The organism is Tateyamaria sp., assembly GCF_059783535.1.
Genome location: NZ_JBYNDP010000017.1, coordinates 1 through 14,460, shown reverse-complemented (window position 1 = coordinate 14,460; position 14,460 = coordinate 1). Strand labels below are relative to the sequence as shown.

At 58.0% G+C, this 14,460-nt stretch carries 13 protein-coding genes; 9 read left to right on the top strand and 4 right to left on the bottom strand.

What is annotated here, in order from left to right; all coding sequences use genetic code 11:
- The first annotated feature begins 300 nt into the window (after window positions 1-300).
- From AC6RA8_RS05665 to AC6RA8_RS05655, 3 genes are read left to right on the top strand one after another with little or no spacing between them, the layout of a single operon-like run.
- A complete protein-coding gene (locus AC6RA8_RS05665) occupies window positions 301-1,629 on the top strand; it encodes a pilus assembly protein TadG-related protein (protein ID WP_500351149.1) in 1,329 nt (442 codons plus the stop codon).
- Complete coding sequence (locus tag AC6RA8_RS05660; RefSeq protein ID WP_500351148.1) at window positions 1,626-2,162, top strand: TadE/TadG family type IV pilus assembly protein; 537 nt, start codon at window positions 1,626-1,628, stop codon at window positions 2,160-2,162. The genes AC6RA8_RS05665 and AC6RA8_RS05660 overlap by 4 nt, the downstream gene beginning before the upstream one ends.
- A complete protein-coding gene (locus AC6RA8_RS05655) occupies window positions 2,162-2,713 on the top strand; it encodes a TadE/TadG family type IV pilus assembly protein (protein ID WP_500351147.1) in 552 nt (183 codons plus the stop codon). The genes AC6RA8_RS05660 and AC6RA8_RS05655 overlap by 1 nt, the downstream gene beginning before the upstream one ends.
- Here AC6RA8_RS05655 and AC6RA8_RS05650 read toward each other — a convergent pair whose 3' ends face one another.
- From AC6RA8_RS05650 to AC6RA8_RS05635, 4 genes are all read right to left on the bottom strand, one after another.
- Window positions 2,714-3,208 carry a hypothetical protein gene (locus AC6RA8_RS05650; protein ID WP_500351146.1) on the bottom strand — a complete coding sequence of 165 codons (495 nt, stop codon included), beginning with the start codon at window positions 3,206-3,208 and terminating at the stop codon, window positions 2,714-2,716.
- A gap of 40 nt (window positions 3,209-3,248) precedes the next feature.
- Entirely contained in the window at window positions 3,249-4,193 is a 945-nt protein-coding gene (locus AC6RA8_RS05645) for an NAD(P)-dependent oxidoreductase (RefSeq protein ID WP_500351145.1), read from the bottom strand.
- 63 nt (window positions 4,194-4,256) lie between these two features.
- Window positions 4,257-5,231 carry a membrane dipeptidase gene (locus AC6RA8_RS05640; protein WP_500351144.1) on the bottom strand — a complete coding sequence of 325 codons (975 nt, stop codon included), beginning with the start codon at window positions 5,229-5,231 and terminating at the stop codon, window positions 4,257-4,259.
- Between the two features lie 23 nt (window positions 5,232-5,254).
- The gene (locus AC6RA8_RS05635; protein WP_500351143.1) at window positions 5,255-6,463 is read right to left on the bottom strand and encodes an NAD(P)/FAD-dependent oxidoreductase; all 1,209 of its coding nucleotides are present in this window, start codon (window positions 6,461-6,463) and stop codon (window positions 5,255-5,257) included.
- Here AC6RA8_RS05635 and AC6RA8_RS05630 point away from each other — a divergent pair.
- The 6 genes from AC6RA8_RS05630 to AC6RA8_RS05605 form a co-directional block, all read left to right on the top strand.
- Entirely contained in the window at window positions 6,423-7,250 is an 828-nt protein-coding gene (locus AC6RA8_RS05630; protein WP_500351142.1) for an ANTAR domain-containing response regulator, read from the top strand. The two genes, AC6RA8_RS05635 and AC6RA8_RS05630, sit on opposite strands and share 41 nt — an antisense overlap.
- On the top strand, window positions 7,247-8,425 hold the full coding sequence (locus tag AC6RA8_RS05625; RefSeq protein WP_500351141.1) for a CmpA/NrtA family ABC transporter substrate-binding protein: 1,179 nt from the start codon (window positions 7,247-7,249) through the stop codon (window positions 8,423-8,425). The genes AC6RA8_RS05630 and AC6RA8_RS05625 overlap by 4 nt, the downstream gene beginning before the upstream one ends.
- A 235-nt stretch (window positions 8,426-8,660) precedes the next feature.
- Entirely contained in the window at window positions 8,661-10,031 is a 1,371-nt protein-coding gene (locus AC6RA8_RS05620; RefSeq protein ID WP_500351140.1) for a CmpA/NrtA family ABC transporter substrate-binding protein, read from the top strand.
- A 246-nt stretch (window positions 10,032-10,277) separates the two neighbouring features.
- A complete protein-coding gene (locus AC6RA8_RS05615; protein ID WP_147112774.1) occupies window positions 10,278-11,357 on the top strand; it encodes an ABC transporter permease in 1,080 nt (359 codons plus the stop codon).
- A gap of 5 nt (window positions 11,358-11,362) precedes the next feature.
- On the top strand, window positions 11,363-13,057 hold the full coding sequence (locus tag AC6RA8_RS05610; RefSeq protein ID WP_500351139.1) for an ABC transporter ATP-binding protein: 1,695 nt from the start codon (window positions 11,363-11,365) through the stop codon (window positions 13,055-13,057).
- A gap of 133 nt (window positions 13,058-13,190) precedes the next feature.
- A partial coding sequence (locus AC6RA8_RS05605; protein ID WP_500351138.1) for an NAD(P)/FAD-dependent oxidoreductase occupies window positions 13,191-14,460 on the top strand: 1,270 nt, incomplete at its 3' end.

The following is a 14,460-nucleotide window of genomic DNA, read 5'->3' as shown; positions in this document are numbered from 1 at the left end:
TTTTGTGCGCATTCAATACATCACGCGCTTTCGCGTCATTTCCTAATGAATTGTAAACAGTGGGGCATACGCGCACGGATTGATGACAATTGGATCGAAATCACCCCAGAGGTTTCCCCCTTTTGCCCGATTTCAGCCACATTCAGAGCCCACACCGAACGTTGGACAAAAGGCTGTCAAAGCCTGTGATGACCAAAAACAATAAGGTGCATTATGTTAATGATGTGGACACGGAAATTGACGACGAAGGCGGGGCTGAAAAGCAGCGTTGCCGGATTTGCGCGCGACGACTCGGGGTCCATGACCATTTTCGCCGTCGCGATGTTTTTCATGATGATTTTGGTTGGCGGTATCGGCGTCGACCTCATGCGCAACGAAATGGAACGTACGCGTATGCAAGCAACGGTCGACCGTGCCGTTCTGGCAGCTGCGGACTTGGATCAGCCGCTCGAGCCTGAAGCAGTGGTACGCGACTACTTCAACAAGGCCGGAATGACCGACTATCTGTCATCCGTTACCGTGGACCAAGGTCTGAACTATCGGACAGTGACCGCATCCGCCAACAGGTCGACAACCACGCAGTTCATGCACCTGATGGGTGTCAGCGAATTGCCTGTACCTGCACTGGGCCAGGCGGAAGAGCGCGTGTCGAACGTAGAGATTTCGATGGTTCTCGATATCTCCGGCTCCATGGGCTGGAACAGCAAGATGGCGAACCTTCAGGACGCGGCCAAAACCTTTGTGGACACTGTGGTCCGCGCAGAGAATGAGGACCTAATCTCAATCTCTCTGATCCCGTACACGGCTCAGGTGAATGCAGGTTACGACATCTTCTCGCGGATGGAGACGAACCATCTGCACAACTACTCGTACTGCGTCGACTTTGAGATTGATGACTTCTCGTCAACCGGGTTGGATCTGGATTCTCCCTATGAACAGATGCAGCATTTTGACGAAGGCTGGGATTATTCCAACCCTGTCAACAACCCCGGCTGCCCCAAGCGTGATTTCGAAGAAATCGTGCCGTTCAGCCAGAATGCAACGACCCTCAAGAACACGATTGACGACTATCGGGCACGCGCCAATACGTCGATCCACCTTGGGATGAAATGGGGTGTGGCTCTGCTGGACCCGTCGTTCCGCCCGATCATTCAAGATCTGGCCGCACCTGACGAAAACGTCGTGGATGATGCATTTGCCAGCCGTCCGGCCGCCTACTCGGATGTCGAAACGCTGAAGACAGTGGTTCTGATGACGGATGGCCAGAACGTAGACACCACCCGCATCCAGCCATGGTACTATGCCAATTCGTCTCACTACGCACACTGGAGCCGCTATCCGCTGCACTGGTACCTGAACAACTATGTCGGCCACAGCTGGTCCAACTGGCGTTACACCAAATACACGTCGTCTCAAGCTGACTCAATGCTCGCAAACATCTGCAGCGCGGCCAAAGACCAAGGCATTGTGGTGTGGTCCGTCGGCTTCGAGGTGACTGACTACTCGGCCGGTGTGATGGAAAACTGCGCTTCCTCACCGAGCCACTTCTTCCGGGTGGAAGGCGTCGAAATCACCGAAGCCTTCGAGGCAATTGCCAAGCAAATCAACCAACTGAGGCTGACCCAATGACCTTTAATCCCAAATCATTCCTGCGCCGCTTCCGGCGTGAAGAGGACGGCCAGATGGTGGTGGAATTCGCCCTTGCAGTCCCCCTCATGTTCACCCTCTTCATGACCTCGGTCGAACTCGGCATCTACTCGGTACGTCAAGGCTTCCTGGATAGGGGTTTGGACATGGCGGTCCGCAACGTCCGCCTGAACACGGGGGCCGGTTACACACACGGCGATATCAAGGCAATGGTATGCGAGTATTCAGGGTTTCTTGAGGATTGCGACTCTGCACTGAAGCTCGAAATGCAACCGGTATCGGCTCGCAACTTTTCGGGTTTCCCGAACTCACCCGACTGCGCTGACGTGTCTTTAGCCGTCACTCCGTCGACTACATTCGTGCACGGCTCGGAGCACCAGCTGATGATGCTGCGCGCATGCTACACCTTCGAACCGGTCTTCCCGATGACAGGTCTCGGCGCTTCGTTCTCCAAAGATGGTGCGGGCCGCGTCAAGATGGTCTCGATGTCCGGATTTGTGCAGGAGCCAAGCTGATGAAACGCATTATCGCAACACTACAGTCCTTCCGCGACGACGAGCGTGGCAGCCTTGCGGTCGAAACCGTGCTGATCATCCCCGTCCTGTTTTGGGCCTATCTGTCGATGTTCGCCATCTTCGACTCGTATCGCCAGCACTCGATCAACCAGAAGGCAGCGTACACGATCGGTGACATCATATCGCGCGAGACGACGCCGCTTGATAATGACTACTTAAATGGCACCCGCGAAATTCTTGCCTATCTGACAGCCAATGTCGAAAGCAATGTCGCGGTCCGCGTCACAAGCGTGAAGTACGATGGCGTCAATGATGTCTACAAACGCGACTGGTCCCAAGCCAAAGGATGGAAACCCGCGCTGAGCAACAACGACGTCGGCAAGTTGAAGACTCTTCTGCCCGTGATGCCCCACAACGAGCGGGTCATGGTGGTCGAAACCTTCGTCAAGTACGACGCGCCGTTTGAGACCGGTCTACAAGACCGCGAGATTGAGAATTTCGTGTTCACCCGCCCCCGCTACGCTCCGCGCGTGCTGTGGTCGAACGAATAATCAATCTGACGATCGTTCTGCAATCATGGCCGAGAGCATCTCGGCCATGAATTTTGCTTGGTGACCGGGTGTCATTCCACCGACACCAACTCGATTTCCAAGCCGCCACCAAAGACCGGGACGCCAAGCGCGTCCTTCCGAGGTGTTCAGCCGCAAAAGAAACCCATTTGATGGTTTGAAGGCGAACATGCCGCGATCTAAGGATTCAATGTCGGAAGTTCGGGCCACAATCTCGCCTGAGCTGTCTCGCAGCACTTCTGGCGTCAATTCCAGTGTCAGGGCCGTCGCGCGTCGCATCTTTTCCGCAATCCAGATTGAGCCGCCGCCAAGCGCGAACAGGAACAATTGCCAACCGATCTCTGGTGGGCGCACGATACCGACGTAGATCACCAACAATGACAGCACCCATAGCGAACCGATGCCCAGGATGCGTCGCCCTGGCGATGCCGCAATTGTTGCGATCACTTCGCCTTCTTTGAAATCCAGACCTTGCATGATCCGCCCTTAGCTTGGCCGATGCAGGTGGACAAGGGGGTCAGCGGCGCACAATCACCTCTGCACCCTGCTCTTCAGGCTCTTCATCAATCATTTCTTCCGGAAATCCAGGTGCCGTCACATCCAAACCTGTTGCTTCTTCGAGCCGCTTGATGATGTTCGGCGACAGCTCGCGTGGGCCAAAGCGCTCAATGGCGTCGTTGAACAGCCGGATCAGCAACGGGTTGAGGTCGAGCGGCACCCCGGCCCGATCCGCCACGTCCTGAAACAGGCCAATATCCTTTGCCACCAGGTCCATTGTGAATGAGATGTCGCGGCTGCCGTTCAGGATGACCTGACTTTCGGTTTCATGGACAAAGGATGTGCCCGAACTGATCGTCATCGCTTCATAGGCAACGCCAAGGTCCATACCCGCCCCCTTGGCAACCGTAAGCGCCTCGGCACAGCTGACAAGGTTTGCAGTGGCAAGGTAGTTGGTCAGCACCTTGAGCACAGACGCGGACCCCAGATCGCCGGTGTGCAGCACCCGGCGCCCCATCGTTATCAGCAGCGGCAGGATACGCTCGAACGTGGCACGCTCGCAGCCTGCAAAAATGCTGATATTACCAGTGTCCGCGCGGTGGCATCCACCGGATACGGGGCAGTCGACAGCGGCGCCTCCAGCTTCAATGACCTGCGTGCCAATGCGTTTTACTTCCGCCTCGTCCGTCGTCGACATCTCCATCCAGATCTTGCCTGGACCGACATGGGGCAGCATCTCATCCATCACTGCAGCCGATGCCGCCGGGCTTGGAAGACACGTAATAACGGCGTCGCAGACCTGCATCATCGCCGCAGGGCTTTGCCCATTCTGTGCGCCTGCCGCTACCTTGTCCGCCACAAGATTTGCATTCAGATCATGCACACTCACGTCATGCCCATTTCGGATCAGGCTGCCGGACAGCTTCCCGCCGACATTTCCCAAACCAATGAATCCGATTTTCATGGCCTTCCTCCCCTGTGTGTATTGTCAACAGGGACAGGAGAGCGCCTATACTGTCCGTCCTGTTTACGACAGGGGACCAAAATTCTCGGCGTAAAACCGGTACCAGTTGCCGCCCATGATACCGGCAACTTCGTCATCCGACATGCCCGTCGCCCGCAGGCCATGCTCGATGTTTCCGAAATCACGATTGTCGCGGAACCAGTCTGGTTGCGGCGGAAAACCTGGATTGGCAGCCGAACCTTCGCCGTAGTCGATCTCTTTTGACCAACGACCTACGCGCATCCATTTCACCACACTGTCGGGCTGGTCCTGGCAGAGGTCAGAACCGATGCCGATCTTGTCCGTGCCAAACTTGTCAGCCGTGCGTGCCATCGCCTCGCAAAAGGATTGCAGAGTGCAGTTCGACCCATCCTTCAAATGGTGTGGATAAAGTGAGAACCCGAGCATCCCGCCATTCGACGTCACCGCCCGGATCACGTCGTCGCGCTTGTTGCGCAACGCAGGATGCCAACTGTGCGGGTTGGCATGCGTGATTGCGATGGGTCGCTCCGAGATATCCGCCGCCTCAATGGTGGAGTGATCTGCCGAATGGCTCATGTCGACCACCAGACCCACGCGGTTCATCTCCCTGATCACTTGCCGCCCCATCCGCGTGATACCGGTGTCGTCATCCTCGTAGCACCCTGTCGCAAGCAGAGACTGATTGTTGTAGGTCAACTGCATGAAGCGCGCGCCAAGCGTATGCACGATCTCAACCAACCCGACATCATCCTCAATGGGGCTGGGGTTTTGGAAACCAAAGAAGATCGCTGTCTTACCATCAGCCTTGGCGCGATCGACATCGCTCACCGAAGACCCTTTGATGATCAGATCAGGATAAAGCTCGAACCAGCGGTTCCATGCTTCGAAATTCAGCACCGTTTCCCGAAAGTTCTCGTGGTAGGCAATGGTGACATGCACGGCGTCCACGCCACCCTCGCGCATCTGGCGAAATATCTTTTCGGACCAGTTGCAGTACTGAAGATTGTCGATACGCATACGTGGGCCCCGCATTTGGTCCGTCAGATGACAGCTTTTTCGATGATTGGCCGTTTTGCGGCAATCCGGTCATAGTTGAACGGAGACAAGTCGAGGCTGCGATACTCGCCATGCGTCAGCCACTCCGCTGTTCCCCGTCCCATCGCCGGAGACTGTTGCAGGCCATGACCTGAGAAACCATTGAGGAAAATGAAATTCTCGACCTCATGATGCGGTCCCATGATCGCGTTGTGGTCAAAGGTGTTCATCGCATAGTGGCCCGCCCATTCGCTGGTGACCTTGATGGCTTCGAACTGCGGAATACGTGCGGCTAGAATGGGCCAAACATGGCTTTCCCAGATACCATGATCCATGGCGAAATCATCATACGCGACCGCAGTGTCAACATCCGAATGTCCCCCCGCCTGATAGGTTCCACCCCCGTTTTCACGCACATGCACGCCTGAAGGATCGATAGTGAGTGGCAGATCGCGGTCCAGCGGTTGTTCAGCCTTGAACACCCACGAATAGCGTTTGCGCGGTTCCACTGGCACATCAATCCCTGCCATACGTGCTGTGCGCGCGGCCCGTGGGCCAGACGCGTTGACAACCTGACCGCAAGAGATGACCTCTCCGCTGGCCAGCGTGACGCTTTCCACGCGCGTACCCGCAGTGTTGCGGGTCATCGCAACAACCTCGTTTTCGACGTATTCAACACCGCGTTCGCGACTGAGCCTCCGCCACCAGTCAAAAACAGCGGCACCGTCCCAATACCCTTCATCCACCGTGTTGATGGACCCCAGCACGATATCATCGACGTTATAGAACGGATAAGCAGCCTTGATTTGATCCGGTGTCATCAACTGCGTTGCCGCCCCAGCTGCGCGCTGTACTTCGATGTTTTCACGCAGGGTATCGGCGAATCCTGCGTTATCAGCCAGGTACATATAGCCAAAGCTGCGGATCCCGAGGTCTGGAACACGGTCATCGCCTCCCATGTACTCGCGGATATTCTTTACGAAATCGGCCGCGAATTGGCTGATACGAACATTCAGTTCGCTGGAAAACTGCTGCCGCATGCAGCTGTTTGTGTGGGCGGTCGAGCACGCGGAATAGGTCGGATCCCGTTCAACCACGAGAACGCGGCCATCGAAATCAGGATTGTCTGTCAGGAACCATGCCGTTGATGCGCCCATTATGGCGCCACCGACGATGACCACATCGTATTTGCTGTGTTCCGGTGCATTTGCCATCTGGCTGTTTCCGTCTTTTCAGTCCACCGACGGCGACTGTGCGGCGGAATTGCACAGCGCACCAGACCTTTGTTTGACGGTTGCACATTTTTTGATCGCATTGCCCAACTCTTGGGATAACGCCTTGATCGGCTGCGACATGGCGCTGCGTCTGAGCACTCGGTCAATGGATCAGAGCAAAGACTTGACCCACGAGGGGTCCGTGAACGAGACCATGAAAATAGCCGTCATTGAATCTGACCCCGACCGCGCTCGCGATATTATTGACGCGCTGATGGAGGGCGGCTGGACCGATGTGGTTGTGCTGGGCGATGTCACGGGGCTTGCCCGCAAACTGGCAGCCCTCGACCCGGACCTTGTCCTAATCGATCTGGCCAACCCGAGCCGTGATGCATTGGAGCAGGTCAGCGTCGCTTCCGAAGCACAAACGCGCCCCGTCGCCATGTTTGTTGATCGCTCTGACGACGAGATGACCCAAGCGGCGGTGGCCGCTGGGTTGTCCGCTTATGTCGTGGGCGAATTGCAGCCTGAACGTATCAAGCCTGTGCTGCAAACCGCCATCGCGCGGTTCCAGATGATGAGCCAGATGCGCAACGAGCTTGAAGCCGCCAAGCAGGCTCTGGCAGACCGTAAGACCGTCGATCGCGCCAAGGGCATGATCATGCGCGCCCGTGGTGTGAGCGAGGAAGAAGCCTATGCCCTTCTCCGCAAAACAGCGATGTCGCAGAACCGTAAGGTGATCGACGTGGCTCAAGCCCTTTTGACCGCATCGGATCTTCTGACATGAGCATCTCGCGGCTAAATCTGGGATACGTGCCCTTGGTCGACAGTGCGCCGTTGATCGTCGCTCAAGAGCTCAACTTTGCGGCGGATGAAGGCCTGTCGCTCAACCTGTTGCGCCAACCCTCGTGGGCCGCCTTACGCGACTTGCTAGCCCTCGGTCATCTTGATGCCGCACATATGCTGGCCCCGATGCCGACGGCCATGTCACTTGGCCTAAGTGGACCGGTCGCTCGGATCGACGCACTCATGGTCTTGTCTGTCAACGGCACCGTCATCGGTGTGTCGAACGCAACGGCTTCCGCCATGCGGGACCGCGGATGGCCCGGTGGCTTTGGAACCCCGCATGACACCGTTATTCCGCTTTCGAAGGCGCTTGATGGTTCGTTGCGGGTCGGTGTGCCGTTCCCGTACTCGATGCATCGCCTGCTATTCGAGTACTGGATTGCGCATACCGGCGCTTTGCAATCCGCTAACATAAGGATCATCACAACACCGCCCCCTTTGATGGCCGACGCCGTGGCACTGGGGGAGATTGACGTGTTTTGCGTGGGTGAACCGTGGGGATCGGTCGCCGTGGCAGACAAGGTAGGCGAACTGATCATGCCCGGCGCAGCAATATGGGCAAATGCCCCGGAAAAGGTTCTGGCTGCCCGACACGAATGGATAGAAGAGAACGCGTATGCCGTGGGCGCACTGATGCGCGCGGTGGCACGCGCGGCAGCATGGCTGGACACGCCCAAAAACCGCCCGCTCGCCATCGAAATCCTGGCCCGCAGTGCGCATCTGGACCTTCCGCATGCCGCGTTGGATCACGCATTAATGGGCAGTTTCGCAACGCAGTTTGGCGCCGAGCCAGTGGAAGTACCGGGATTCCTGCGCTTTCATAACCGCGCAGCGAATTTCCCTTGGCGCAGCCAAGCTGCTTGGATCGGAGCAGAGATCGCCCGTCTCGCCGGTATTGATCGCAAGCACGCCATTGCGGTGGCGCAGCGCACGATGCGTCCAGATTGCTATCGCCAGCACTTGGGCCCGATTGGCGTCGATATGCCCGGTGCATCCGCCAAGATCGAAGGCGCACTCTCCCATCCAACCGCTGTTGCATCGACTCGGGGCGAGATGATTCTTGGACCGGATGCTTTTTTTGATGGCGAAACTTTCGATTTCGCCCCGTCTGACTGACTAGTTTTTAGGCAGATGCTGCATCGCAGCAGGATTCAAGATCATATCGCCACTTTCTTGTTGTTTGCTGAAGGTCGCGAGCGCTACATTCATTCTCAACGAAGCAAAGACGCTTCCCTCAGCCTCCAAGACGGAGGCTCTATCAAGAGCAAAGCCGCTCGTTCTGCCTGCGTACACCTCCTCCCGTGCGCATCGTGGAACGGGCGGTTTTTTTGTTTAAAAAAGGACCGACAGGATGACCCGTCTCTTTACTTTTGCAGGTGCCATGACAGCCTTGCTAGGCACCGTGGCGCACGCTGAACTTCTTGACCTGGAAAAGGATGAATTGAAGTTCGGCTTCATCAAGCTGACCGACATGGCGCCTTTGGCCATTGCCTACGAGAATGGCTACTTCGAAGACGAAGGGCTGTTCGTCACTCTGGAGGCACAAGCAAACTGGAAAGTGCTGCTGGACGGTGTGATCGATGGCCAACTGGACGGCGCACACATGCTGGCGGGCCAGCCCCTTGCCGCCACCATCGGCTACGGCACCGAGGCGCATATCATCACTCCATTCTCCATGGACCTGAACGGCAACGGCATCACGGTTTCAAACGAAATCTGGGAAGAGATGAAGCCTCACGTCCCGCTGATGGACGATGGTCGCCCGCAGCACCCGATCAGCGCTGAAGCCCTGGCGCCGGTCGTTGAGGACTACAAGGACCAAGGCCTGCCCTTCAACATGGGAATGGTGTTTCCCGTCTCGACCCACAACTACGAAATCCGCTATTGGCTGGCCGCCGGTGGTCTGGAGCCGGGCTACTACAGCCCCGACAATATCACCGGCCAGATCGGCGCAGACGTGCTGCTGAGCGTAACCCCGCCCCCACAAATGCCCGCCACAATGGAAGCTGGCACAATATATGGCTATGCCGTCGGTGAGCCATGGAACCAGCAAGCCGTGTTCAAGGGCATCGGCGTACCGGTTATCACCGACTACGACATGTGGAAGAACAACCCTGAAAAGGTGTTCGGCATCACCAACGAGTTTGCTGAAGAGTACCCGAACACGACCAAGGCCATCACTAAGGCGCTGATCCGTGCGGCCATCTGGCTGGACGAGAACGACAACGCCAACCGCGAGGAAGCGGTCGAGATCCTGAGCCGCTCGGAATATGTGGGCGCGGACTACGACGTGATTGCAAACTCGATGACCGGTTTCTTTGAATTCGAGAAGGGCGACCGCCGCCCGGCCCCCGACTTCAACGTATTCTTCCGCTACAACGCGACATACCCGTTTTATTCGGATGCCATCTGGTACCTGACGCAGATGCGCCGCTGGGGTCAGATCGCCGAAGCGAAGCCCGACCAGTGGTATTTCGACATGGCCGCGAAGGTCTACAAGCCCGAGATTTACCTCGAAGCAGCCCGCCTGCTGGTGGACGAAGGCCTGGCGAACGAAGCCGACTTCCCCTGGGATAGTGATGGGTTCAAGGCACCGACGCCTGCCGCCGACATCATCGATGGCATCGCCTATGACGGCAAAACTCCCAACGCCTACATCGATAGCCTGCCCATCGGCCTAAAGGGTGACCAGAAGGTCATCGGCAACGCAGTCGAAGGTTGAAAGCCCTGACGGGGGTGGGCAGCAATGCCCACCCTACGCTGCTTCGCAGCAATCCGGCCCCAACGGTGGGGCGTTTGCTCAAAACTCAGGCACGCTGCTGTGCCGCAAGAGCCCCCAACATACCGGTCTCACCCTGCGTGCACCCCCCGTACACCCCCTATGCACCGCCGCAGTGCAGCATAGCCCGCCAGACACAAGATATGGGGTTTTCACCGCCCCGCCCGATCCCGCCGAGGAGGCCCTGACATGACCGCCATCGACCCATCCGATCTGGACGCCGCAGCGCGCGAAGAGCGCAAGCAGCGGACATTCACCCGCATCAACGCCGCCGACAAATGGTTCCAGGTTCTCGGCCTTGCCTGGTTAACCCCGGTGCTGAAGGCCGCCGCAGGAGACAACCCCAAGGCGCAGACCAAGGAAATCTGGCGCTTGCTGGGCGTTCCGCTTGTCGCCATCGGTTTTTTCCTGGTCGCATGGGCCTCGCTGGCACCGACGGTGCAAACTTCGCTGGGTGCGATCCCCGGCCCCGCACAGGTTTGGGAGCAGGTCGGAAAGCTGCATGAAGATGCGCAGCGCGAGAAGGAGAAAGAGGCGGCGTTCTATGTCCGGCAGGATGAACGCAACGCCAAGCTGATCGCGGATGGTCAAGCCGACCGCGTGAAGGAGCGCGTCTATACCGGCAAGCCGACTTACTACGATCAAATCTGGACCTCGATCCAGACCGTGTTCTTTGGCTTTCTGATCGCGTCGGTTGTCGCCATCCCCTTGGGCATCGCTGCCGGTTTGAGTCCGACGGTCAATGCCGCCATCAACCCACTGATCCAAATCTTCAAGCCCGTATCGCCGCTGGCGTGGTTGCCCATCGTGACCATGGTTGTGTCTGCCACCTATGCTGCGGACGGCTTTTTCGCCAAATCCTTCCTCACCTCGGCCATCACCGTGACCCTGTGTTCGCTATGGCCGACGCTGATCAACACAGCCCTTGGCGTTGCTAGCATCGACAAGGATTTGGTGAGCGTGTCGAAAGTTCTGAAAATGAACACCTGGACCAAGATCACCAAGCTAGTCCTGCCCTCAGCCCTGCCGCTGATCTTTACCGGTCTGCGCCTGAGCTTGGGTGTTGGTTGGATGGTTCTGATCGCCGCCGAGATGCTGGCGCAGAACCCCGGTCTGGGCAAGTTCGTCTGGGATGAGTTCCAGAACGGGTCTTCGCAATCCCTCGCCAAGATCATGGTGGCTGTCTTTACCATCGGCATCATCGGCTTCCTGCTGGACCGCCTGATGTACGCCATCCAGTCCATGTTCACCTTCACGAACAACCGGTGATCCCAATGAGCATGATCGAGTTCAAAAACGTATCGAAGTATTTCGAGACAGGCACCGAGCGGACGGAGGTTCTGAAAGACATCTCTCTGTCCGTGGAAGAGGGGGAGTTTTTGGTGCTCCTCGGCTTCTCGGGCACTGGCAAGACGACCCTGATAAACCTGATGGCGGGTCTGGATACCCCTTCGACTGGTGAGGTGACGTTCAAGGGCGCGCCTATCACCGGGCCGGGGCCGGAGCGTGGGGTGATCTTTCAGAGCTATTCGCTGATGCCGTGGCTGACGGTAAACGGGAATGTGGGTCTGGCGGTCGATACCATTTTCCCGAACCTGTCGAAGGCGGAGCGGGCCGAGAAGGTGGACCACTATGTGAAGATGGTTGGCCTGGGTCACGCAACAACGCGTCGTCCGGCGGAGTTGTCGGGCGGTATGCGGCAGCGGGTGAATGTGGCCCGTGCGCTGGCGATGAACCCGGAAGTGCTGTTGCTGGACGAGCCGTTGTCTGCGCTGGACGCGCTGACCCGCGCCAATCTGGCAGACGAGATCGAGCATATCTGGGAAGCCGACAAGAAGACCTGTGTGCTGATCACCAATGATGTCGACGAGGCCATTATTCTAGCCGACCGCATCATTGCGCTGAACCCGGATGGGACCTTGGGCGAGGAGTTCAAAGTCACCATCCCCCGCCCGCGCGACCGGATGGAGATGAACCACAACAGCGAGTTCAAGCGGTTGCGAGCGGATGTGACCAAGTACCTGATGGATGTGGGGATCGAGGCGAAGGTCGAGGGCACAAAGCCCTTGCCTGATGTGACCCCGATTCACGGTGTGCCCTCTGCCGTGGCCGATGCACAGAAGGGGATGATCGAGAACCGGTTCCTCGACTTCTCGCAGTTGCACAAGGTGTATCCGACGCCGAAGGGGCCGCTCACGGTGGTCGAGGATTTCGATCTCAAGATCAACAAGGGCGAGTTTATCTCGCTGATTGGTCACTCGGGCTGCGGCAAGTCGACCGTGCTGACCATGGCTGCGGGGCTGAACGAGATCTCCAAAGGGGCTATCAAGCTGGATGGTCGGCATGTGGAGGGGGCCGATCCCGAGCGTGCGGTGGTGTTCCAGTCCCCCAACCTGTTCCCGTGGCTGAGCGCCAAGGAGAACGTCGCAATTGGTGTGGACAAGGTCTATCCCCGCGCGTCGCGGCAGGAGCGCCAGGATGTAGTGGAGTACTACCTTGAGCGTGTTGGGCTGGCTGACGCGATGGACAAGCAGGCCGCGGACCTGTCGAACGGGATGAAGCAGCGGGTGGGCATTGCGCGAGCGTTTGCGCTGTCGCCGAAACTGCTGCTCTTGGATGAGCCGTTTGGGATGCTCGACTCGCTCACCCGGTGGGAATTGCAGGAAGTACTGATGGAGGTGTGGTCGCGTACCAAGGTGACCGCAATCTGTGTGACGCATGACGTGGACGAGGCCATTCTGCTCGCGGATCGGGTGGTGATGATGACCAACGGACCGCAGGCGACCATTGGCAAGATCGTGGATGTGGACCTGCCCCGACCACGCACGCGCAAGGCGCTGTTGGAGCATCCGGACTACTACACCTACCGGCAGGACGTACTTGATTTTCTTGAAGAATATGAGCACGGCGCGAAACCCAAGCCGAAATCATCGACCGCTGATGGTGGCAAAGCCATCGCAGCGGAGTGACGCCAATGCATGCCCTCATACCCATGGCACGCCTGGCATCGCCGGACAGCCCCCAACCCTTCCTACGGAAGGGGGCTATCGCCCCCACCCAAGGCCGGGGACTTCCCTCGGACGCAGATTGCGGAGCAGATATATGACACAGAACATCATCGTCATTGGTGCTGGTATGGCCTCGGGCCGTGCGCTCGAGCACCTGTTTGATGCGGGCGCAGACGTGAACGTCACCCTGTTCAACGCCGAGCCGCGTGGGAACTACAACCGTATCATGCTGAGCCCCGTTCTGGCGGGCGATAAGACCTACGAAGAGATCGTGACCCACGATGCCGACTGGTACGAAAACAACGGGGTGACCTGCCGCTTTGGTGAACGGGTGATGGCGGTGGATCGGGCGGCCAAGACCGTGACCGCCGAGAACGGCGACGTTCTTCCCTATGACAAGTTGATTTTTGGCACGGGCTCGAACCCATTCATGATCCCCCTGCCCGGCCATGATCTGGATGGCGTGATCGCCTATCGCGATCTGGAAGACACCGAATTGATGATGTCGATGGGGCCGCAGAACAAGGTTGTGGTCATTGGCGGCGGTCTGCTCGGGCTCGAAGCGGCCGCTGGTATGGCGGCGCGCGGTGTGGACGTCACTGTCGTGCACATCATGGGCCACCTGATGGAGCGTCAGCTGGACGAGGCCGCTGGCTATCTGCTGCGCAAGGCGCTGGTGGACAAGGGCATTACGGTGCTGTGTCAGGCAAACTCCAAGGAAATCCTTGGGCAAGACGGCAAGGTCAAGGCGCTACTTTTGGACGATGGCACCGAACTGCCGTGCGACCTGCTGGTTATGGCAGTGGGCATCCGTCCCAATGTGAAACTGGCCCAAGAGGCTGGTCTTGCCGTGGGCAAGGGCATCCATGTGGATGACCAGATGCTGACCTCGGACCAAAACATCCTCGCGGTCGGTGAATGCGTCGAACACAACGGCGCGATCTTTGGACTTGTCGCCCCGCTTTATGATCAGGCGAAAGTCGCCGCTCAGACAATCATGGGCGAAGAGGCCGCGTTTGTTCAGAAAGAACTGAGCACCAAGCTGAAGGTCACGGGCTGTGATCTGTTCAGCGCGGGTGATTTTGCCAATGGCGAGGGGCGCGAGGACATCGTGTTACGAGATCCCGGGCGCGGGGTCTATCGAAGGCTTGTGATCGAGGACAACGTAGTTGTCGGCACCGTCATGTATGGCGACACCGCCGACAGCAACTGGTTCTTTGGCCTGATCCGCGACAAGACCGACATCGCCGAGATGCGCGATACGGTGATCTTTGGGCCTGCTTACCAAGGGGGTGCCCCCGTGGACCCTTTAGCAGCCGTTGCAGCCTTACCGCGTGATGCGGAAATCTGTGGCTGCAACGGCA

Coding starts and splice junctions, on each gene's coding strand:
- AC6RA8_RS05640 (WP_500351144.1), bottom strand. CDS start 5,231: ATGCGTATCGACAATCTTCAGTACTGCAACTGGTCCGAAAAGATATTT.
- AC6RA8_RS05615 (WP_147112774.1), top strand. CDS start 10,278: ATGACCGCCATCGACCCATCCGATCTGGACGCCGCAGCGCGCGAAGAG.
- AC6RA8_RS05665 (WP_500351149.1), top strand. CDS start 301: ATGACCATTTTCGCCGTCGCGATGTTTTTCATGATGATTTTGGTTGGC.
- AC6RA8_RS05620 (WP_500351140.1), top strand. CDS start 8,661: ATGACCCGTCTCTTTACTTTTGCAGGTGCCATGACAGCCTTGCTAGGC.
- AC6RA8_RS05645 (WP_500351145.1), bottom strand. CDS start 4,193: ATGAAAATCGGATTCATTGGTTTGGGAAATGTCGGCGGGAAGCTGTCC.
- AC6RA8_RS05650 (WP_500351146.1), bottom strand. CDS start 3,208: ATGCAAGGTCTGGATTTCAAAGAAGGCGAAGTGATCGCAACAATTGCG.
- AC6RA8_RS05625 (WP_500351141.1), top strand. CDS start 7,247: ATGAGCATCTCGCGGCTAAATCTGGGATACGTGCCCTTGGTCGACAGT.
- AC6RA8_RS05610 (WP_500351139.1), top strand. CDS start 11,363: ATGAGCATGATCGAGTTCAAAAACGTATCGAAGTATTTCGAGACAGGC.
- AC6RA8_RS05635 (WP_500351143.1), bottom strand. CDS start 6,463: ATGGCAAATGCACCGGAACACAGCAAATACGATGTGGTCATCGTCGGT.
- AC6RA8_RS05655 (WP_500351147.1), top strand. CDS start 2,162: ATGAAACGCATTATCGCAACACTACAGTCCTTCCGCGACGACGAGCGT.
- AC6RA8_RS05630 (WP_500351142.1), top strand. CDS start 6,423: ATGACCACATCGTATTTGCTGTGTTCCGGTGCATTTGCCATCTGGCTG.
- AC6RA8_RS05660 (WP_500351148.1), top strand. CDS start 1,626: ATGACCTTTAATCCCAAATCATTCCTGCGCCGCTTCCGGCGTGAAGAG.